Origin of the sequence: Methylobacterium sp. J-092, from assembly GCF_022829325.1 — a bacterium.
Lineage (GTDB): Bacteria > Pseudomonadota > Alphaproteobacteria > Rhizobiales > Beijerinckiaceae > Methylobacterium.
The window spans coordinates 115631-135470 of the sequence record NZ_JAKSXU010000070.1 but is presented as its reverse complement, the minus strand read 5'-3'; the positions used below and the strand labels follow the sequence as shown (position 1 = coordinate 135470).

Here is a 19840-nt window from a genome sequence, read left to right as displayed (position 1 = left end):
CGCCTCTAGAGTTCGGTGCCGGCGACGTCGCGGATCGCCGCGACGATGTTCGGGTAGGCGCTGCAGCGGCACAGGTTGCCGCTCATCCGCTCGCGGATCTCGGCATCGGTGAACGCAGCCTTGCCGACGAGGTCTTCGGTGACGTGGCTCGGCCAGCCCGCCTTGATTTCCGCCAGCATGCCGACGCTGGAGCAGATCTGGCCCGGCGTGCAGTAGCCGCACTGGAACCCGTCATGCTGAAGGAACGCCGCCTGGATCGGGTGGAGCTGCTCCTCGGTGCCCAAGCCTTCGATCGTGGTGATCGCGTCGCCATCGTGCATCGCGGCGAGCGTCAGGCAGGAATTGATCCGGCGCCCATCCACCAGCACCGTGCACGCGCCGCATTGGCCGTGGTCGCAGCCCTTCTTCGAGCCGTTGAGGTCGAGATGCTCGCGTAGCGCGTCGAGCAGGGTGGTGCGCGTGTCGAGGGTGAGGTCGTGCTCGGTGCCGTTCACCGTCAGGCGGACCGGCAGCATCTGCGGCGCCGGATCGCCCGGTGCGTCCGCGAAGGCCGGCTTTGCCGGCAGGCCGAAGCCGGTGGCGGCCGCCGCGACGGCGCAACTCTCCATCAGCGTCCGCCGCGTCAGCGCGAAGGCGCCGTCTCGTGTCTTGTCCGTCATGCTCGCTGTCCCGTGCGACCGGTGGTGCCGGCGGCTGTGGTGCGGGCGAAGTGCGTGCCCGCAGGGCGGTATCGCAACGGGAACGCCAGACGGATTGATTCGATCCGTTCCAGACTGCGCCGGATCGGCGCGGTTGGATAAAGAATGTGATCGCGATCGGCGCGCCGTGCGGCGGCATGGTTCGACGACCCGGATGCAGCGCGCTGCCGGCTTCAGGGATCGCTCTCGACCTTAGGGCTGCCGCTCGCGCTCGACGACGCAGGTCGCGCCTGCGAAGGGGCAGGTCGCGCCCGCGAAGGGACGGTCCGCTCAGGCGCCGGCAGCGAGGCCGCCTTCGCCGATCGCCGAGAGCGTGAGGTGGTCGGCGCCGACCTCGGCGCCGGTATAGCCGAGCATGTGCGCGAGTTGGTCGCGGGCGCGCCACACGCGGCTCTTCACGGTGCCGATCCGGCACTTGAGGATCGTCGCCGCCTCTTCGTACGACACGTTTTCGACGGCGACGAGGATCAGCGCCTCGCGCATCGGCGGCGACAGGCGCCCGAGCGCGGCCTGCACGTCCTGAAGATCGAGGTGGCCGCCCTGCTCGGGCAGGCTCGTCAGGCGCGCGGCGTGATCGCCGTCGCTGTCGGCGACCTCGCGGGCGTGCTTGCGGTGGACGCTGTAGAAGGCGTTGCGCATGATGGTGAACAGCCAGGCGCCGAGGTTGGTCCCGACCTTGAAGCTGCCGCGGCTGCGCCAGGCGCGCAGCATCGTGTCCTGCACGAGGTCGTCGGCCGCCGAGGGGTTGCGAGTCAGCGAGATGGCGAAGCTGTGCAGGCTGGTGGCGGCTTCGAGCAGGCCGGCCTTGAACGCCGCGTCGTCGCGCCCCTGCGCGTCAGCAAGAACAACTTCGAGGCGCGCCAGCAGATCGCCGAGATGGGACGGCGGCGGGGCCTGCATCGAGGCGGCATACGTGGTTCGAAGATGCTCACCGAGATGGATGCGGATCGCATCGGACAGTTTCGGCGCCGCGACGGACAGGGAGTCCGAGGAGCCATTGCTGTCTTCCGTGGTGATGAGCATCGTGCCCCGCGCAGCTGGAGTTCCGATGGCGCCTCGGCACCGGCTCGCGATGTCGCGCAATCGATCGGGTGCCGCAGCAACATAGGTTATCTTTGGGCGGTTTCGGCCTGCGGCGATCTAGGCATTGCTGCCTCATCGCGGCGAGGCGTCGGTCCTCCCACGGCCCGCGTCCTGGTCAAAAATTCCGCATCCCGGACAGGACGACCAACCTGTCCTGCACGAGCCCATCACGCCGGAAGCGCGCGAGCCTCGGACCGGGGCGACGGCGTTGTGCGACGCATCGCGCAGGGTGCGTCGCAAAACCGTTATGCTCAGTCTCAGCATATCTAGACACGGCGATCCGGCGCGCCTAACTTAGGCGGCACAATGCTCAAACTGAGCATAATGGAGGGCGCCATGGCGTCGACCGCGTTTCCCGTCTCCGCCCCCCGCGCCGTTCCGGCAGGGATGCCGCTGCCCGAGATCTACGCCCGGGTCAGCCGGCACATCCCGGCGATCGAATGGCCGGCGCTCGCCCCCGACATCGAGGCGATCCTCCGCCTCAAGCGCGAGCGCAACGCCGTGATCCTGGCGCACAACTATCAGGCGCCGGAGATCTTCCACACGGTGGCCGACATCGTCGGCGACAGCCTGGCGCTCGCCCGCGAGGCGGTGACGGTGAAGGCTGACGTGATCGTGCTCGCCGGCGTGCACTTCATGGCCGAGACGGCCAAGCTGCTGAACCCGGGCAAGACCGTCCTGATCCCGGACCTCGGCGCCGGCTGCTCGCTCGCCGACTCGATCACCGCCGCCGACGTGCGCGGCCTGCGCGCCAAGTATCCCGGCGTGCCGATCGTGACCTACGTCAACACCTCCGCGGCGGTGAAGGCCGAGTCCGACCTGTGCTGCACCTCCGGCAACGCCGTCGAGGTGATCCGCTCGCTCGGCGTGAAGCGCGTGCTGATGATCCCCGACGAGTTCCTGGCGCAGAACGTCCAGGCGGTGCTGCCCGAGATTGAGATCCTCACCTGGGCCGGGCATTGCGAGGTGCACGAGCGCTTCACGCCCGCCGACATCCGCGAGGTGCGCGAGAGCTATCCCGGCGTCACCGTCATCGCCCACCCGGAATGCCCGCCGGACGTCGTCGCCGAATCCGACTTCTCGGGCTCGACCGCGATGATGATGAACTTCGTCACCGAGAAGCGCCCGGCGCAGGTCGTGCTCGTGACCGAGTGCTCGATGGCCGACAACATCGCGGCCGCGAACCCGGACATCGAGTTCATCAAGCCGTGCAACATGTGCCCGCACATGAAGCGGATGAGCCTGTCGAACATCCGGCACGCCCTGGAGACCCTGACCCACGAGGTCGTCGTCGACCCGGCCTTGGCCGACCGGGCGCGCGCCGCGGTGGAGCGCATGCTCGCGGTGGGTGCGCGATGAACGCGTTCTCGCGCAACCCCGCCGACCGCGTCGTCGTCGTCGGCGCCGGCGTCGCCGGCCTGAGCGTCGCCCTGCGGCTCGCGCCGCGGCCGGTGACGCTGGTCAGCGCTGCGCCGCTCGGGCTCGGCACCGCCACCGGCTGGGCGCAGGGCGGCATCGCCGCCGCGATCGGCGCCGACGACGCCCCGTCGCTCCATGCCGCCGACACCGAAGCTGCGGGTGCCGGCCTCACCGATCCTGCGGTCGCCCTTCGGGTGGCCGCGGCAGGTCCGCGGCTGATCGACTGGCTGGTTTCGCTCGGCGCGCCGTTCGACCGCGACGCCGACGGTGCTTTGGCCCTCGGCCTGGAGGCGGCTCACGGCCGTCGCCGGATCGTGCGGGCGGGCGGCGACTCCACCGGCGCGCGCGTCCTCGAGACGCTGGTGCGCGCGGTGTTCGCGACGCCCTCCATCGAGGTGGTGACCGCCTCGGTCCACGACCTGCTTCAGGACGAGAACGGGGCGGCGGCCGGCGTCGTGTGCGAGCGCGACGGCGCGCGCTTCCGCATCCGTGCCCGCGCCGTCGTGCTCGCCACGGGCGGGGTCGGCGCGCTCTACGCCTCGACCACGAACCCGCGCGGCGCCACCGGCCGCGGCCTCGCGCTGGCGGCCCGGGCCGGCGCGGTGATGCGCGACCTCGAATTCGTGCAGTTCCACCCGACGGCGATCGCCGTCGGCGCCGACCCGATGCCGCTCGCCACCGAGGCGCTGCGGGGGGAGGGCGCCCGGCTCGTCGACGAGACCGGCGCCGCCGTGATGGCCGGCATCGCCGGCGGCGACCTCGCCCCGCGCGACGTCGTCGCCCGCGGCATCTTCCAGGCCCTGGCGCGGGGCCGCACGGTCTATCTCGACACCCGCGGGGCGCTCGACGCTTCGATGCCGACGCGCTTCCCCACCGTCGCCGGCCTGTGCGCGACGGCCGGCATCGATCCGGCGCGGCAGGCGATCCCGGTGCGGCCGGCCGCGCACTACCACATGGGCGGCATCCAGGTGGACGGCACCGGCGCGTCGAGCGTTCCCGGCCTCTACGCCAACGGCGAGGTCGCCTCGACCGGCCTGCACGGCGCGAACCGGCTCGCCAGCAACTCGCTGCTCGAGGCGCTGGCCTTCTCCGGCTTCATCGCCGACGCCTTCGACGCGATGCCTCCGGCCGCCGTCCTGCCCGAGATCCGCACCGCGCGCGCATCGAGCGACCTGCCGGCGATCCGGGCGATCATGGAGCGCCATGTCGGCGTGGTCCGCGACGCGGCCGGCCTGCAGATCGCCGTCGACGGCCTGTCGCGCTTGGCTGAAACGGGCTGCGACGCCGCGCTCACCGCCCGGATGATGGCGCAGGCGGCACTCGGTCGCTGCGAGAGCCGCGGCGGCCACTGGCGCAGCGACCATCCGCACGCCGCGCCGGCCCGGCACACCGAGGCGACGCTGCGCAGCCCTGGCGCGGCGCCATCCGAGCCCGCGCGCACCGACGAGGCGTTGGCCCGATGAGCGATATCCTGCCCCTGCCGCGGCTCCTCGTGGAGCCGATCGTCCGCGCCGCGCTGCTCGAGGATCTCGGCCGCGCCGGCGACATCACCACCGATGCGATCGTGCCGCCGGACGCACGCCTGGACGGCGTCATCGCCGCCCGCCAGGACGGCGTGATCTCCGGCGTCGACGCCGCGGTGATCGCCTTCGCCCTGATCGATCCGGCGGTGCGGGCCGTGGTCGAGCGCGGCGACGGCGCCCGCGTCGCGCCCGGCGACGTGGTGATCCGGCTGTCGGGGCCGGCCCGCGCGATCCTCACCGCCGAGCGCGTCGCGCTGAACCTGCTCTGCCGGATGTCGGGCGTCGCGACCGCCACGGCAGGGCTCGTCGAGGCGGCGCGGCCGCACGGCAAGGCCTCGATCGTCTGTACCCGCAAAACCACGCCGGGCCTGCGCGCGCTGGAGAAGCACGCGGTGCGCGCCGGCGGCGGCTCGAATCACCGCTTCGGCCTCGACGACGCGGTGTTGATCAAGGACAACCACGTGGCGGTGGCCGGCGGCATCGTTCCGGCGATCGAGCGGGCGCGCGCCCGGGCGGGGCACCTCGTCAAGATCGAGGTCGAGGTCGACACGCTCGACCAGCTGCAGGAGGCGCTTTCGGTCGGCGCCGACGCGGTGCTCCTCGACAACATGAATCCGGAGCAGCTCACCCGGGCGGTGGCGATGATCGACGGGCGTGCGCTGGCGGAAGCCTCGGGCCGGATCACCGCGGCGACCATCGGCGCAGTGGCGGCGTCGGGGGTCGACCTGATCTCCTGCGGCTGGATCACCCACAGCGCCGCGATCATCGATCTCGGCCTCGACGCCGCCTGACCGGAACACCCGGACCGGTAGGTGCCTCCCGGCATCAGCCCTTGTGCCGCGACCGTCGGATCGGCATGGGAGGGTCGTCTCGGGGCGAGGCGAGGCGGTCCGGCAGCATCCGGCCCGGTGATCGGGTTGGGGTTCCATGGCGGTCGGCGTATCGGACGACGTGGCGGAACGGGCGGCTTCGGCGGCCGGCGATCCGCCGATTCCCGGCATGCCGCCGCGTCCGGCTCGGCGGCTGCCGACCTGGACCTTCCTGAGGACCGCCGCGACCAACTCGCTCGCGGCCTGCGACGCCGAGCTGTTCGAGCGCCTGATCGTCCCGCGCAACTACTGGAGCCAGCAGGTCCTCTTCGTCAGCGATCCTGACGCGATCCGTCACGTGCTGATCGACCGGTTCGACAACTATCCCCGCGTGACCTCGATCCGCCGCCTGTTCGAGACCGATCTGCGCACCGGCACCCTGGCGAGCGAGGGCGAGGTCTGGCGGCGGCACCGCCGCGTCGCGACGCCGACGATCGATCCGCGCTCGATCCGTCCCGACATCCCGGCGATGCTGGAACTGGCCGGCCGCATCGCCGACGCGGTCGAGGCCGAGGGCTCGACCGCGCCGGTCGATATCGAGCGCTCGGTCGGAAGCCTCTCGACGCTGCTGTGGAACCAAGTGGTCACCGGCGGCGATCCTGCCGGGTTGCCGATCCTGCGCTGGCTTTCGAAGGTGCCGCACAAGCCGCGGCTGATCGACCTGATCCCGAAGCCGCCTTGGCTCGCGGACCGCCTCGTCCACCGCCGCCGCGACCCGGCCCTGCCGCTGCTCGACGCCGACCTGCACGCGATGATCGCCGCACGGCGAGGGCCGGACTACGCCGGCCCGCACGACCTGTTGTGGCGCCTCGCCCACGGGCGCGACCGGCAGACCGGCGAAGGCCTGCCGGATGCGGAGGTGCGCGACGAGGCCGCGAGCCTGATCGCCGGCGGCGCGGCCTCCGTGCGAGCGCTGACCTGGATCTGGTACCTCCTCGCCCTGCATCCCACCGTCGAGGCGCGCTTCCATGCCGAGCTCGACGCGGCGATGCCCGACGGCGTCGCGACCCCCGACGCCTTGGACAAGCTGCCCTATACCCGCCGCGTGCTCGACGAGGTGATGCGGCTGTATCCGCCGATCCCCGCCATCCTGCGGCAGGCCGCGGCTCGCGACGTCGTCGGCGGCCACCGGGTCCGGCGCGGCGCGATCATCGCCGTGATGCCGTGGATCGTGCACCGGCACCGAAAGCTCTGGCGCGATCCCGACCTGTTCGATCCCGAGCGCTTCACGGAAGGCAACGGCGTCGGCCGCCCGCGGCTCGCCTACCTGCCGTTCGCGACCGGCCCGCGGGTCTGCGTCGGGGCATCCTTCGCGCTGACGCAGATGCTGGTCGTGATCGCCGTGCTCGGGCGCCGCTTCCGCTTCCGCCTCGCCTCCGACGCGCCGGTGGTGCCGTTCGGCGCAATCAGCCTGCAGCCGAAGGGCGGCCTGCCGGTGCTGGTCGAGCCGCGCTGAGCCAAGCATCGACCTCCCGAAAAGGAAAAAGCGCGTCCTCGATCTTGAGGAACGCGCTTCGGAAGGTGGCCCGTGGTCTCAGGATACGGGCGAAGATTTCCTATCCGGTGCGGCAGGCATCCGTATCGGGGCATGGCGCCGAATAGACTACAAAGCCCGCGCGATGTCGCGGCCAGGACAGCGCTCGACCGGATGACGATCGGTTCGCGTCACGTCGCGGCAGGTCCTCATCTCGATCCCGCCGCACCGTCGCCGTATTCGGCAGCTGCCGGCAAAAGATGTTTCAGCGTTCGTTATCCACAGCGCGCGACCCGGCCACGTTCTCGCTCCGATACGGCAAAGCTGCCACAGTGTTGCCACCGTGTCACGGCGCGACGCGAACCATGGTGCGGCGCGGTTTCAGGCTTGGCTTTGGGCCGCGCTCGTTTACCCCTTGGCGAGACTTGGCACGGCATCGTGCCGAAGCGTCGTCCACCGCGTTCTCCACAACTTTCGCCTGCCTTTTGAGAGGCCTTGATGCGTCGTAACTTCGCCCTGATCGGGCTCGTCTGTGCGGCTGCCGCCTGGGCGGCGCCTGCACTCGCCTACGAGATCGACCCGTTGACCCGTCAGCCGCTGGACAACGCGCTGTCGGTGCGCGTGCGCCCGCAGGCGGTTCAGGCCGTGGCGGTCCCGACGGCCAACGCTTCGCTCAACGCAGCCGACCCGATGGCCTCCGCCGTCCCGCAGATGTCGGCGGTTCCGCGCGAGACCGTGGCCTATAACGGCCCGTACTCGGCCGGCACCATCGTCGTCTCCACCGCCGAGCGCCGCCTGTACTACATCCTCGGCAACGGCGAGGCTCTGCGCTACGGCGTCGGCGTCGGCCGTCCCGGCTTCACCTGGGGCGGCGTGCAGAACATCACGATGAAGAAGGAATGGCCGGATTGGCGCCCGCCGGCGACCATGCTGCGCCGCCGCCCCGACCTGCCGCGCTTCATGAAGGGCGGCATCGAGAACCCGCTCGGCGCCCGCGCGATGTATCTCGGCGGATCGATCTACCGCATCCACGGCTCGAACGAGCCGGAGACCATCGGCACCGCCGTGTCCTCGGGCTGCATCCGCATGGCCAACGAGGACGTGATCGACCTCTACACCCGCGCCAAGGTCGGCACGAAGGTCATCGTCCAGCGCTGATCGGCCGATCGCCGGTCCGGAACGGTTGCAGAACGAGAAAGGCCGGCGGAGACGCCGGCCTTTCTCGTTTCGCAGGCGGGTTTCAATGGCAGCCGCACCCGCCGCCGCCGCATCCGCCCTTCGCGCCGGCGTCCTTGGGGGAGCCCCCCTTGATCGGGGCGACCTTCGCGGTCTCCCGGTCCAGGCCGCGCTCGGCCAGCTCGCTGAGGTAGGTCGACCAGCGGGCGTCGTACTCGCGGCCGAGCTCGTGCAGGTAGCCCCAGCCGAAGATGCCGGTGTCGTGCATGTCGTCGAAGCCGAGCTTGACCGCGTAGTTGCCGACCGGCTGGATCTCGAGGATCGCGACCGCGCGCTTGCCGCCGATCACCTTGCGCTCGGCCGGCGAGTGGCCCTGCACCTCGGCCGACGGGCTCGACACCCGCAGATACTCCGCCGGCAGCGCGTAGCGCCCACCATCGTCGAAGGCGATGTTGAGCACGCGCTTGTCTCCCGAAAGCCGGATCTCGGTCGGCCAGCGTTCCTCGGTCACGGTCGAACTCCCTTGCAACTTCTGAGGCCGGCGGCGCGTCTGCGTCCCTGCACGCGCTTGCCCACGGGCCTGCGTCCCATCATATGCGCATCCATGCTAGGTTCGTCATCCGATCGCCGCGCGGAAACTGCATCGCCGCCTTCAGAGTCCCGCATGGGCCATCAAAGCCACGTTCAGCCGGCGCCGCTGATCGACCCGTTCCAGCGGGCGATCACCTACCTGCGCATCTCCGTGACCGACCGCTGCGACCTGCGCTGCGTCTACTGCATGTCGGAGGAGATGAACTTCCTGCCCAAGCGCGACCTGCTCACGCTGGAAGAGCTCGACCGGCTCTGCGGGGTGTTCATCGATCGCGGCGTGCGCAAGCTGCGGATCACCGGCGGCGAGCCGCTGGTGCGTCGCGACATCATGCACCTGTTCCGCCGCCTGTCCCGCCATCTCGGCACCGGTGCGCTGGACGAGCTGACGCTCACCACCAACGGCACCCAGCTCGGGCGCTTCGCGGCCGAGCTCGCCGAGCTCGGCATCCGCCGGGTCAACGTCTCGCTCGATACCCTCGACCCGGAGAAGTTCCGCGCGATCACCCGCCGCGGCGACCTGCCCGTGGTGCTCGACGGCATCGCGGCGGCGCGGGCCGCCGGCATCAAGGTGAAGATCAACGCGGTGGCGCTGAAGGACGTCAACGAGGACGAGATCGCCGACATGATCGCCTGGGCCCACGGCCTCGGCATGGACATGACGCTGATCGAGGTGATGCCGCTGGGCGAGGTCGACGGCGACCGCACCGACCAGTTCCTGCCGCTCTCGGTCGCCCGCGCGCGTCTCGAGCACCGCTACACGATGACGCCGCTGCCCGACCGCACCGGCGGCCCAGCCCGCTACGTCCGCGTCGAGGAGACCGGCGGGCGGCTCGGCTTCATCACCCCGCTGACCCACAATTTCTGCGAGAGCTGCAACCGCGTTCGCCTGACCTGCACCGGCAAGCTCTACATGTGCCTCGGCCAGGAGGACGCCGCCGACCTCCGCGCGGCGCTGCGCGCCTCGCCGGACGACGCGCTCGTGACGGCGGCCGTGGTCGAGGCGATCTCGCGCAAGCCGAAGGGGCACGACTTCGTCATCGAGCGCCAGCGCCCGGCCGCGGTGCCGCGCCACATGAGCGTCACCGGCGGCTAGGACCGGCCCGACCCCTCGATTCTCATCCCCACAACTCTCACTGTGAGGGGGTGAGCGGATATCCGCTTCCGGTATCCCGGCCGGGCGATCGCCTCCGTCGCGGTGCGGGGAGCGTTTCCCGCCATCGTCCGGACCGCTGCGGTCCTATTCCACGACGATCACGTGGTTCGGCAGCTCGTCCGGGTCGCCGCGGCCGGCCGGTACGTGACGCGCAAGCTCCGCTCCCATGCGTTCGACCGCGCGCAGAAGCCCGGCTTCCGCCTCGCCCTTGCGCAGGGCGGCAGTGAGGTCGGCGAGCGTCGCGGTCCAGTGCTCCGAGCCGACGCGATCCAGGATGCCCTGGTCGGCGACGATCTCGGCATGATGCTCGGCCAGCGACAGGTAGAGCAGGATCCCGGTCCGTCCGCGGGTGCGTCCCAGCCCGCGTGACCAGAACGCCCGGCGGGCGGCGTCGCGAGCCCGCGAGCGCCGGACACGACGCGGCGTCAGGGCGACGCGCAGCCGCTCCGACAGGGCCGCCGCGAGGAGGGCCGCCACGAGGGCGGCTTGCGCGAGCAGGATCGCTCCGGTGCTCCAGCTGGTCAGCACCAGCAGCGGCCAGGGCAGGATCAGGCCGGCGACGAGGGCCGCGACGTGCGCGACCGAGCGGTACTGCCCGGCCCGGGCCGCCACCATCACCACGATCTCGCCGGCGGTGCCGGCCTCCGCGCGGCCGACGGCTCGCTCGATCCGTGCGCAGGCATCCGGCGTGAGCAGGGGGCTACCAATCACCCGAGGCTCCCCCGCCGCCGGATGAGCCGCCGCCGCCCGAGAACCCGCCCCCATCGGAGAAGCCGCCGCCGAACCCGCCCGAGGTGCCGCCGCTCCAACCGCCGGTCCCCGGCCCGGGAAGAAAGACGATGCCGCCGCCGCGCCCGCGGCCGCCGCGGTTCATCCGCCACGCCACGAACAGGACGAGAAGGAACAGGCCGATGAAGATCGCGACCTGCGCCGGATCGACCTCGTCGGAACGGACCTTCGGCTTGCGCTGCCAGACCTCGGCGTCGCCCGAGAGGATCGAGAGCATGCCGTCGACGCCGGCGGTGATCCCGCCGGCGAAGTCGCCGTCCTTGAAGCGCGGCGTGATCGCGCTCGCGATGATGACGCGGGACAGGGCGTCGGTGAGGGCGCCTTCGAGGCCGTAGCCGACCTCGATGCGGACCTTGCGCTCGGTCGGCGCCACGATCAGCAGGGCGCCGTTGTTGGTCTTCGCCTCACCGATCTTCCACTCCCGGAACAGGCGGTTGGCGTAATCCTCGATCGTGGTGCCCTGAAGGTTCGGCACCGTCGCGACGACGACCTGATCGGAGGTCTTGTCCTCGTAGGCCTTGAGCTTGGCCTCCAGGGTCCCGCGCTGCTCGGGGGTGAGGATCCCGGCGGCGTCGACGACGCGCCCGGTCAGCTTCGGGAAGGTCAGCTCCGCGGTCGCCGCAACCGTCCACAGCCCGGCGCAGGCCACGAGGGCGAGGACGAGGGGGAAGGCCCTGAGCGCTCCGCGCCGCATGCGCGAGAAATCCCTAGAACTTCACGTTCGGCGCCCGCTCGGAATTGGGCGTTGCCGTGAAAGTCTCTATCGGCTTCGATTCCGGGTAGAACCACGCCGCGATCCAGCGGCCGGGAATGGTGCGGATCTCGGTGTTGTAGGCCTGGACCGTGCCGATGTAGTCGCGCCGCGCCACCGCGATCCGGTTCTCGGTGCCCTCGAGCTGCGACTGCAGCGCCAGGAAGTTCTGGTTCGACTTCAGGTCGGGGTAGGCTTCGACCGTGGCCAGCAGGCGCCCGAGCGCACCGCTGAGCTGGTTCTGCGCGTCCTGAAACTGCTTGAACTTGGCCGGGTCGGTGATCGTCGAGGCGTCGACCTTGACGCTGGTGGCGTTGGCGCGGGCCTCGGTCACCTTGGTCAGGGTGTCCTGCTCCTGCTTGGCGTAGCCCTTCACCGTCTCGACAAGGTTCGGGATCAGGTCGGCCCGGCGCTGGTACTGGTTCTGCACCTCGCTCCAGGAGGATTTCGCCTGCTCCTCCAGGGTGGGCACGCGGTTGATCGCGCCGCAACCGGAGAGGCAGGACGCGAACAGCATCGCGATCAGCGCACCGGCGATGCGGGCGATGATCGGGCTGGTCCGCGGCGTTGCGAAGTCCGCACTCGACGACATGTCCACCACTCCTGCCTGCCTCGTCCGGCCCAGCTTGGCCGTAATCACGCCAACGTGAGATAGGGTGCCGCACCCGCCGGGAGAAGGGCCGCGCCGCGCGTTCGCGATGCGTCGCGCGTTCGTCCGGGCGGAGCCGGTCGAGGTTGACAAGCCCATCGCCGCGGTGCGCTGTGCGCCCCATGGATGACACGCCTCAAGCTGCGGCGGACAAGCCGCGCGTTGCCATCACCTATTGTACCCAGTGCAACTGGCTCCTGCGGGCCGCCTGGATGGCGCAGGAACTGCTCTCGACCTTCCGCGACGACCTCGGCGAGGTCGCGCTGATCCCGGCGAGCGGCGGCGCCTTCTCGATCACCGTCGGCCCCGACACGGTCTGGGAGCGGACCCGCGACGGCGGCTTCCCCGACGTGAAGGCCCTGAAGCAGCGCGTGCGCGACCGGCTCGATCCGGCGCGCGATCTCGGCCATATCGACCGGCCGAGCTCCGATCGGCCGAAGTCCGACCCGTGATGGCGCGATGCTGCAGGACTACGCCCCCGATGACGCCGCGCCCGCCCGCGATCCGGATGCTGCGGTGAGCCCGAGCGAGCTGCCCGCCGCCCGCGGCCGCCGCGGCCCGCGTCCGAGCTGGCTCCGCCGTCGCATCGAGCGGCTCGAGCGGAACGGCGCCTCGACGCAGGTCTACCTCGTCGCGCTGGTGATCGCGCTGATCGGGCCGGGCCTGATCTTCACCGCGATCCTGCTCGCCCGCTACGCCTCCGTCGAGCGTGCGCGCTTCGAGCAGGATGCCCGCGAGAACGTGCGCGGCATCGCCCTGTCGATCGATCGCGACACCGCCGGCCTGGTCTCGGTGCTGCAGACCCTCGCCACCTCGCCGCGCCTAAAGGACGGCGAGTTCGAGGCCTTCGACGCGCAGGCCCGTCTCGTCCGCGAGGCGATCGACCTCGACATCATGCTGCGCCGTCCCGACGGGCAGCAGATCGTCAACACCGGGATCAAGCGCGGCGGCATGCTGCCGATCACCGTGCTGCCGTTCGACAAGGAGATCGCCTCGGGCACGCAGCGGGCGATGGTGACCGGCTACCTTCCCGGGCCGATGCCGAGCGATGCCACCTACGGTGTCGCCGTGCCGGTGATGGTCGGCCCGAACGTCGCCTACATCCTCAGTTTCAGCGCGCCCGTGAGCCGCCTGCAGGCGATCCTCGCCCGCGAGGTCGTCGAGGGCTGGACCACCGGCATCGCCGACCGGCAGGCGCTGGTTCTCGCCCGCCTGCCCGACCCGGGCGCGATCGTCGGACGCCCGCGCCTCGCCAGCCTGCGGCAGATCCAGACGGAGACGCCCGGCGTCTGGCAGGGCAAGGACCGGCAGCACCGCCTGGTCGTCGTGGTGGAGGCGCGCTCGCGCCTCACCGGGTGGACGGTCGGCACCAGCATCCCGCAGACCCTCGTCGACGCGCGGCTGCGCCGCTGGGTCTGGGCCTTCGGCGGGTTCGGCCTTCTCGTCCTGGCGACGTCGTCGGCGCTCGCCGTCGTGCTGTGGTCGCGGGTGTCGCGTCCGCTGCGCCAGCTCGCGGCCTCCGGCCCGGCCCTGTCGCGCGGCGAGGCGATCCCGCGCATCGCCTCGCCGGTGCACGAGATCCGCCGCCTCGGCGACGTGCTCACCGACGCCTCGCTCCGGTTGAAGACCCGCGAGGGCGAGCGCGACCGCGCGCTGGCCGACACCCGCCGCGGGCTCTCGGCGCTGCGGGAGAGCGAGGCGCGCTTCCGCCACATGGCCGATTCCGCGCCGGCGCTGATCTGGATGACGGACGAGGCCGCGACGGTCAGCTTCGTCAACATGCATTTCGAGCACATCTTCGGAATGCCGGCGACGGCGCTGGCCAACGAGGGCTGGCACAAGATCGTCCATCCCGACGACCTCGCCGGCTTCTCGGCCACCTTCACCGACGCCTTCGACGCGCGGAAGCCCTTCCGCACCGAGGTCCGGGTGATCGACCGCGACGGGGCGGTTCGCTGGCTCCGCTGCGAGGGCGTGCCGCGCCTCGACGACGGCGGCACCTTCCTCGGCTACACCGGCTGCAACGTCGACATCACCGATGCGAAGTCCGCCGAGGAGCACCTGCTGCTCCTGATCCACGAGCTGAACCACCGGGTGAAGAACACGCTGGCCACCGTCCAGTCGATCGCCAACCAGTCCCTGCGCAGCCTCGACGGGGCCGAGGCCGATGCGGCCCGCGGCGCCTTCGAGGCGCGGCTCCTGGCGCTCGCCCGCGTCCACGACGTGCTCACCCGCGAGAGCTGGGAGGGGGCCGAGATCGCCACGGTCGTCGCTGACGCGATCCGCCCGCTCGATTCCCCGGAGGTCTCGCGCTTCCGTGTCTCCGGGCCGCCGTTGCGGCTGCCGCCGCGGATCGCGCTGTCGATCGCGATGGCGCTGCACGAGCTCGGCACCAACGCGGTCAAGTACGGTGCGCTCTCGCGCGAAGGCGGCCGCATCGACATCGCCTGGACGCTCCGGCGCGACGACGAGGTCAGCCTCACCCTGCGATGGGTCGAGAGCGGCGGCCCGCCGGTGGCGAAGCCGACGCGCACCGGTTTCGGCTCGCGGCTAATCGAGCGCAGCCTCGCCCGCGAGCTTGCCGGCGAGGTCAATCTCGCCTTCGATCCCGCAGGCGTCGTCTGCACGATCGTGGCGCCGGTTCCGCCGCCCGGCCTGCTCGAGCGCAAGGGCGGCACCGACGTGCCCCGGATCGCGCCGCTGCCGCGATTCGGCTGATGGGGCGGGTGTTTCAGGATGGCCCGACGCAGATTCCACTGAGGTGCCTGCCGGCGTTCCGCGGATAGCGCGCACCGGAAGTCAAATGGGTAGGCGTCCCCCTATCCCAACCAACGCCCTCATCCTGAGGTGTTGCCTCGGCAGCCTCGAAGGAGCCCTCTTGCGATTGCGAGGCCAGCCGGCGGGCTCCTTCGAGGCTACCGGTTCTCGGAAGCGTTCAGGATCGAGATGAGGGGTTGGGTCGGCGCGCAGGGACATCGCGTGAGACGCAAAACCGCCGCGACCCGAGGGTTGCGGCGGTGGGAATTTGGCCCGATCGTGATGGGTCCGAAACAGCTCAGAACCGGTAGGTGAAGTTTCCCTTGACGGCGTGGTCCTCGGCGCGGGACCCGACCTGGCCGGTGTAGGCGATGCCGAGGGTGGCGGCGGCCGAGACCCGCAGGTCGAGGCCGGCTTCCGCCACGAGGGCGTCGCGGTCGATCGGGATGCCCGCGGTGAGGAAGGCCGGGCCGGTGGCGCCGAAGGCCAGGAGCGCCGTCGGCACCACGTCGCCGAAGGCCCGGCGGTAGCCGAGCAGGCCGTGGGCCGAGACCGGCGCGCCGAGGCCGAGATCGAAGCTCGTCTGCGCCCGCATGCCGGCGGTGGCCGCCCCGAGGTCGTAGTCGCGGGCGAACCCCGTCAGCGCGGCGATCCCGCCGGTCTCGGTGAAGCGGTCGCGGCCGATCGCGACGACGGCGCCCCCGACGAAGGGCTCGATGTAGGAGAGCGCCACCGGGACCGGGGCGGCGTCCTGGCCGACGGGCGGCGCGGCACCGCCCAGGAAGAGCTTGTAGCCGATCTCGCCGAAGCCCTGGATCGTCGAGCCGCCGGTGCGGGCGCTCGGCGTGTCGGCGAAGCCGGCGAACGCCACCGTCCGGGTCAGGCGCGCCGCGTTGTCGGCGTAGACCGCGCCCAGCCGCAGCGAGACCGGCCCGCGCTCGTAGCCGCCGTAGAGGCCGCCGAAGCCGCTCTCGATCGAGCCCGATTGCAGGCGCCCGGCCGTGTCGAGGCTGGTCGCGGTGTAGCCGCCGGCCACGCCGAGGCGGAAGCCGCCCGCGACGCGGACATCGGCGCCGAGCACGAAGCCCGAGGTCTGGCGCGACAGGCTCGCCGCGTTGCCGTCGCTGCGGGCCTGCCCGAAGCTGCCGAAGCCCTGTCCCCAGAACCCGAACACCCGCGGGTCGAGGGTGCGGACGGCCACCGGCACCGGCGCGGCGCGGCGACCGGGTAGGTCGGCGGTGTAGGCGGCCGGCAGGCGTCCGTAATCGGCGCCCTCCGCGAAGCCGGGGGTGGCGCCCCAGCGCATCCGATCCAGGATCGCCTCGCGGACGAAGAACGCGGTCTCGAACTCGGCCGAGATCGCGCTGGCATGGATGTCCCCGGTCAGCGCACGGAAGGCTCCGACCGCCTCGGGCGTCGTCAGCCCGATGGTGCGGTCGTAGGCGCCGGTGCCGGGGCCCCCGGCCTGGATCGCGTTGGCGACCGCGCCCTGGTTGCGGGTCTGCGCGATCGTCGCGAACGCGATGTCGTTGCGGGTCAGCGTGAGGTCGACCTCGTTGGCCTGGTAGCGCAGCGTCGGGGAGAGGAAGGCGAAGTTCGCGGTCACGCCCGCGAACTGCCCGGCCACGCCGCCGCTGGCGGTGAGGATCGCGTACTGCGTGCGCGGATCGTAGGTGCCGGGCGCCGCGAGCACCTGCACGGTGCCGCCGGCGAGCGTCGCCGTGCCGGCGACCGCGAGCCGGTCGGACTGGCCGGCGGCGTTGGCCTCGACCTGAAACACCGAGCCGGCCGCGAACGCGGCGTTGCCCGCGACGGTGAGCGTGCCGATGGAGTTGCCCGGCGCCACCGTGCCGCCCGGAAGCGCGCTGATGCCGCCGACCGTGCCGGTGCCGCCGAGCAGGCCACCGTCGTTGACCGTGGCGAGGCCGGCGATCGTGCCGTTGGCGTAGAGCGCGCCGCCGTTGCCGACCGTGACGTTCGTCGCCAGCGCGTCGGCGGCATCCATCCGCAGGGTGCCGGTGACGTTCCCGAAGTAGCCGGCGGCCGAGTACAGGTCGAGACGGCTCCAGTAGCTCAGCGCCGTGCCGTAGAAGGCGGCGAGCGCGTTGGTCTCGGTGTTGACGAGGATCTGGTTGATCGTGCCGGTCTGCAGGTTGCCGTAGAGGCCGCCGTTCGGCGCGATCGTCCTGGCGGCGGTCGTGCTGCCGCCGTAGAGCGGCGCCAGCAGGATCGAGGCGTCGGGGCCGTTGACGGGCGCCGTCTCGCGCGGCGCCTGGGCGAAGGTCAGGGTCGGCAGGCCGTAGGTCAGGCGGGACTGGTACAGCGCCTGGTTGGCGGCGGAGGGCACGTACGGGTTGCTCGCGGTGTTGGCGGCACTCGCCGCGCACGCAGCGACCGTGTTCCCGCACTGCGCCGCCTCGTAGGCCTGCAGCTCCGCCGCGGCCCGGGTGAACAGGCCCGGCATGTTGATCGCCGTGCCTGTCGTCGCGGCGTTGTTGTTGTAGGCCGGGTTGGTGAAGGTCTGGGCGAGGTCGTAGGCCGAGAAGGCGCGCGAGGCGATGATGTCGAGCGGATAATGCACGCCGAGCACGATGCGGTCGTTGGCGTAGTCCGAGGCGCGCAGCAGCATGTTCTGGTACTGCTGCGGCACCAGCATCGCGAGCAGGTAGCCGTCGGTATAGGCGTACTGGGTGTGCCCGCTCGGGAAGGACGGGTTGGTGGCGATGCCGCTCAGCGCCGTCGGGTCGAACACGTTGTAGCGGCTCGCGGCGACCTGGATCGGCCGCGAGGAGCCGTAGACGTCCTGGCCCGCTTGCGTGTTGCGGACGCCGTAGGCGAGGTCGAGGACGCTGTCGAAGCGGTTGGGCAGCGTGCCGGTCGTCCCGGCCGCCCCGGCGGGCGAGCCGGCGGGGATCGTGTAGGGACCGGTGGGCAGGGTGTAGCCGGCCGGCGCCACCGCCGGGATCGGCGGCGCGTTGCCGGAGGGCGCGGTGCTCGGGTTGTTCGCTGCCCCGTTCGCGAAGTAGCTCTTCGCCACGCCGAGGTTGGCGCTGAGCACCGTGTAGGCCTGATTCAGGAGGTTGAAGGTGTTGGTGAGCGGCCCGCTCGTCGCGGTGCTCGCCCGGATGCCGGTCTGGTAGATCGCGCCGAGCTGCGGCCCGAGCCCGCCCACGGGTTGGTAGGGGTTGAGGCCGCCCGGGCTCTGCGCCGCCTGCAGCGGCAGGCCGCCCGCGAGGTTGTCGCCCGGCCCGAGATTGACCCGCGTCCCGTCGAGGAGGGTGATCGTCGTCGCGAAGGCGGCGCTTCCGGGCAGCGCCTTGTCGCTGATCGCCCGCTGCTGGTCGGCGACCAAGGCGCCCTGGTTCTGGGCGATGGCCTGCGAGAGGTTGAGCTGCAGCGTCTGCTGCCCGACCGCCGTTCCGTTCAGCGAGAGGAACGGCGCGAGCAGGTTCAGCACGTTGACGTTGGCCGGCGTCGTGTTCGCGGTCTGCGCCTGGACGGCTGCCGGCCCATAGGCCGCGACGACCACCGCGGCGATCGAGACACCCTGCTTGAAGTCCATGATTCGTCCCCTCGTGCCGATTTTCGGCGTTCGGAGAGCAGGACTAGCGAAGTCTACGTCGGAGTCTTCGTCATAATCCAGTCATAATATTGAGAAGTACGCGGGGTTGCTGAAAAGCAACAAGGACTATTCTGTGTTGGCTAAATACCTCGGCCCGGAACACGGCGTCTCGAGGATGACTTTGCCGGCTCGCATCACTGCGACCGGCGCGACGGCGTCAGGCGCAGGCCGGGGGCGGGGCGCTCGAGCAGGACCTCACGGCGGAAGCGGACCAGGCGCGCCGGCCGCCCGGCGGTGCCGCTGGTGACGCCCTCGGTCTCCTCCACCAACCCCTGCTGCGCCACCAGCCGGCGGAAGTTCTGCTTGTGGAGCTGCGTTCCCGACAGGGCCTCGACGGTGCGCTGAAGCTGGAGCAGCGTGAAGTGCGGCGGCATCAGCTCGAACACCACCGGGCGATACTTGATCTTGCCGCGCAGGCGTCCGATCGCGGTGGCGAGCACCCGGCGATGGTCGAACGCCATCGGCACTCCCGTCGGATCGCCGGGGCGCGCGGGCCCGGCATTGCCGGCGGCTTCCGGAATCAGCCCCGCCTCGAACAGCAGCTCGTAGCGTTCCAGCACGCGCTCCTCGTTCCAGGTCGCGCCGTTGAGGCCGAAGGTGAGGCCGAGGCGGTCCGCGCGCGAGCGCCGGAGCTTGGCATCGGTCGGCGCGCCGGCCCAGGCCAGCAGCTCGGCCTCGATCGCGTCGAGCTCGGGCGGCCGGCCCTTCCGGAAATCCTCGTAGGGCAGGTAGCGGTACCAGTTGCGCCAGGCCGCCTCGGCCAGGCCCGCCGGGCGCTCCTCGCGCACGAGGGCGAGGTAGGCCACCGACAGGGTGTGGACGCCTGCCCTGGCGTCGGCCTGCCGGTCGCGGTCGCCGAAGGTGTAGAGCTGCTCGACGTAGCCCAGGCGCTGGTGGGTCTGGCGCTCGACCCAGGCGCGCAGGCCGCGCTCCAGGGTGGCATGCTCCGACACGAGCGGCCCGGCCGGCAGCCCGTCGCCGCGTCCCGCGGCCTGGTCGGCCACCTGGACGGTCAGCGCCCGCGGCTCGCCCTCGGTGGCGGCGATGATCGCCGCGGCGAGCCCCACGGAGGAGGGGCTGGGCACCGTCCCGGCCGCGCGCAAGTCCGCCGACATCGTCTTTCCCGTCGCCCTGTCCATCGCATGACCCGCCGCCCGAGGCCGAGCGGTCGTCGATGGAGCGGCCGCGCATCGACCTGTCGTTGCTTAAGCCGCAAACGGCCGCAATCCGTCAACGCGGCGCCGACATTCCGGCGGGGATGGCGCCCTCTTGCCTCCGAGGCCGAA

At 71.4% G+C, this 19840-nt stretch carries 16 protein-coding genes; 8 read left to right on the top strand and 8 right to left on the bottom strand.

Annotated features, from left to right (window positions below; all coding sequences use genetic code 11):
- Window positions 1–5 precede the first annotated feature (5 nt).
- Together paoA and MKK60_RS07930 are read right to left on the bottom strand one after the other, a co-directional pair.
- A complete protein-coding gene (gene paoA / locus MKK60_RS07935; RefSeq protein WP_243984876.1) occupies window positions 6–659 on the bottom strand; it encodes an aldehyde dehydrogenase iron-sulfur subunit PaoA in 654 nt (217 codons plus the stop codon).
- Window positions 660–968: 309 nt separating this feature from the next.
- A complete protein-coding gene (locus tag MKK60_RS07930; RefSeq protein WP_147724908.1) occupies window positions 969–1721 on the bottom strand; it encodes a sigma-70 family RNA polymerase sigma factor in 753 nt (250 codons plus the stop codon).
- A 396-nt stretch (window positions 1722–2117) separates the two neighbouring features.
- Between MKK60_RS07930 and nadA the strand changes: the two genes are divergently transcribed.
- The 5 genes from nadA (at window position 2118) to MKK60_RS07905 (ending at window position 8224) form a co-directional block, all read left to right on the top strand.
- Window positions 2118–3140, top strand: coding sequence for a quinolinate synthase NadA (gene nadA, locus MKK60_RS07925; RefSeq protein WP_147724910.1), 1023 nt, complete (start codon window positions 2118–2120; stop codon window positions 3138–3140).
- Complete coding sequence (locus MKK60_RS07920) at window positions 3137–4663, top strand: L-aspartate oxidase (protein ID WP_243984874.1); 1527 nt, start codon at window positions 3137–3139, stop codon at window positions 4661–4663. Before nadA ends, MKK60_RS07920 begins: the two co-directional genes overlap by 4 nt.
- Complete coding sequence (nadC, locus tag MKK60_RS07915) at window positions 4660–5514, top strand: carboxylating nicotinate-nucleotide diphosphorylase (RefSeq protein WP_243935559.1); 855 nt, start codon at window positions 4660–4662, stop codon at window positions 5512–5514. Before MKK60_RS07920 ends, nadC begins: the two co-directional genes overlap by 4 nt.
- A gap of 136 nt (window positions 5515–5650) precedes the next feature.
- Window positions 5651–7048 carry a cytochrome P450 gene (locus tag MKK60_RS07910; RefSeq protein WP_243984872.1) on the top strand — a complete coding sequence of 466 codons (1398 nt, stop codon included), beginning with the start codon at window positions 5651–5653 and terminating at the stop codon, window positions 7046–7048.
- A 516-nt stretch (window positions 7049–7564) separates the two neighbouring features.
- Window positions 7565–8224, top strand: coding sequence for a L,D-transpeptidase (locus MKK60_RS07905; RefSeq protein WP_147843841.1), 660 nt, complete (start codon window positions 7565–7567; stop codon window positions 8222–8224).
- Between the two features lie 82 nt (window positions 8225–8306).
- On the opposite strand, the gene MKK60_RS07900 is transcribed toward MKK60_RS07905, so the two are convergent.
- On the bottom strand, window positions 8307–8753 hold the full coding sequence (locus tag MKK60_RS07900) for a gamma-butyrobetaine hydroxylase-like domain-containing protein (RefSeq protein WP_147728341.1): 447 nt from the start codon (window positions 8751–8753) through the stop codon (window positions 8307–8309).
- A 153-nt stretch (window positions 8754–8906) separates the two neighbouring features.
- Between MKK60_RS07900 and moaA the strand changes: the two genes are divergently transcribed.
- Window positions 8907–9926 carry a GTP 3',8-cyclase MoaA gene (moaA, locus tag MKK60_RS07895; RefSeq protein ID WP_243984869.1) on the top strand — a complete coding sequence of 340 codons (1020 nt, stop codon included), beginning with the start codon at window positions 8907–8909 and terminating at the stop codon, window positions 9924–9926.
- 144 nt (window positions 9927–10070) lie between these two features.
- On the opposite strand, the gene MKK60_RS07890 is transcribed toward moaA, so the two are convergent.
- Genes MKK60_RS07890 through MKK60_RS07880 form a run of 3 tightly spaced genes read right to left on the bottom strand, consistent with a single transcriptional unit; the run spans window position 10071 to window position 12118 of the window.
- Window positions 10071–10697 (bottom strand): TPM domain-containing protein, encoded by a 627-nt coding sequence (locus tag MKK60_RS07890; protein ID WP_243936442.1) that lies wholly within the window; start codon window positions 10695–10697, stop codon window positions 10071–10073.
- On the bottom strand, window positions 10687–11469 hold the full coding sequence (locus MKK60_RS07885) for a TPM domain-containing protein (protein WP_243984867.1): 783 nt from the start codon (window positions 11467–11469) through the stop codon (window positions 10687–10689). Before MKK60_RS07885 ends, MKK60_RS07890 begins: the two co-directional genes overlap by 11 nt.
- A 13-nt stretch (window positions 11470–11482) precedes the next feature.
- Window positions 11483–12118 carry a LemA family protein gene (locus tag MKK60_RS07880; RefSeq protein ID WP_409567377.1) on the bottom strand — a complete coding sequence of 212 codons (636 nt, stop codon included), beginning with the start codon at window positions 12116–12118 and terminating at the stop codon, window positions 11483–11485.
- Window positions 12119–12297: 179 nt separating this feature from the next.
- Between MKK60_RS07880 and MKK60_RS07875 the strand changes: the two genes are divergently transcribed.
- On the top strand, window positions 12298–12627 hold the full coding sequence (locus tag MKK60_RS07875; RefSeq protein ID WP_147844652.1) for a SelT/SelW/SelH family protein: 330 nt from the start codon (window positions 12298–12300) through the stop codon (window positions 12625–12627).
- A gap of 7 nt (window positions 12628–12634) precedes the next feature.
- Window positions 12635–14893 (top strand): sensor histidine kinase, encoded by a 2259-nt coding sequence (locus MKK60_RS07870; RefSeq protein ID WP_243984865.1) that lies wholly within the window; start codon window positions 12635–12637, stop codon window positions 14891–14893.
- 337 nt (window positions 14894–15230) lie between these two features.
- Here the strand turns inward: MKK60_RS07870 and MKK60_RS28435 are convergent, their stop codons facing one another.
- Together MKK60_RS28435 and MKK60_RS07855 are read right to left on the bottom strand one after the other, a co-directional pair.
- Entirely contained in the window at window positions 15231–18494 is a 3264-nt protein-coding gene (locus tag MKK60_RS28435) for an autotransporter domain-containing protein (protein ID WP_279604018.1), read from the bottom strand.
- A 194-nt stretch (window positions 18495–18688) separates the two neighbouring features.
- Entirely contained in the window at window positions 18689–19669 is a 981-nt protein-coding gene (locus tag MKK60_RS07855; RefSeq protein ID WP_147729042.1) for an NUDIX hydrolase, read from the bottom strand.
- Between the last annotated feature and the right edge of the window lie 171 nt (window positions 19670–19840).

What these genes read in the sequence shown, in the direction of transcription:
- paoA (WP_243984876.1), bottom strand. Translation starts at nt 659, where the DNA reads ATGACGGACAAGACACGAGACGGCGCCTTCGCGCTGACGCGGCGGACG.
- MKK60_RS07930 (WP_147724908.1), bottom strand. Translation starts at nt 1,721, where the DNA reads ATGCTCATCACCACGGAAGACAGCAATGGCTCCTCGGACTCCCTGTCC.
- nadA (WP_147724910.1), top strand. Translation starts at nt 2,118, where the DNA reads ATGGCGTCGACCGCGTTTCCCGTCTCCGCCCCCCGCGCCGTTCCGGCA.
- MKK60_RS07920 (WP_243984874.1), top strand. Translation starts at nt 3,137, where the DNA reads ATGAACGCGTTCTCGCGCAACCCCGCCGACCGCGTCGTCGTCGTCGGC.
- nadC (WP_243935559.1), top strand. Translation starts at nt 4,660, where the DNA reads ATGAGCGATATCCTGCCCCTGCCGCGGCTCCTCGTGGAGCCGATCGTC.
- MKK60_RS07910 (WP_243984872.1), top strand. Translation starts at nt 5,651, where the DNA reads ATGGCGGTCGGCGTATCGGACGACGTGGCGGAACGGGCGGCTTCGGCG.
- MKK60_RS07905 (WP_147843841.1), top strand. Translation starts at nt 7,565, where the DNA reads ATGCGTCGTAACTTCGCCCTGATCGGGCTCGTCTGTGCGGCTGCCGCC.
- moaA (WP_243984869.1), top strand. Translation starts at nt 8,907, where the DNA reads ATGGGCCATCAAAGCCACGTTCAGCCGGCGCCGCTGATCGACCCGTTC.
- MKK60_RS07885 (WP_243984867.1), bottom strand. Translation starts at nt 11,469, where the DNA reads ATGCGGCGCGGAGCGCTCAGGGCCTTCCCCCTCGTCCTCGCCCTCGTG.
- MKK60_RS07880 (WP_409567377.1), bottom strand. Translation starts at nt 12,118, where the DNA reads ATGTCGTCGAGTGCGGACTTCGCAACGCCGCGGACCAGCCCGATCATC.
- MKK60_RS07875 (WP_147844652.1), top strand. Translation starts at nt 12,298, where the DNA reads ATGGATGACACGCCTCAAGCTGCGGCGGACAAGCCGCGCGTTGCCATC.
- MKK60_RS07870 (WP_243984865.1), top strand. Translation starts at nt 12,635, where the DNA reads ATGCTGCAGGACTACGCCCCCGATGACGCCGCGCCCGCCCGCGATCCG.
- MKK60_RS28435 (WP_279604018.1), bottom strand. Translation starts at nt 18,494, where the DNA reads ATGGACTTCAAGCAGGGTGTCTCGATCGCCGCGGTGGTCGTCGCGGCC.
- MKK60_RS07855 (WP_147729042.1), bottom strand. Translation starts at nt 19,669, where the DNA reads ATGTCGGCGGACTTGCGCGCGGCCGGGACGGTGCCCAGCCCCTCCTCC.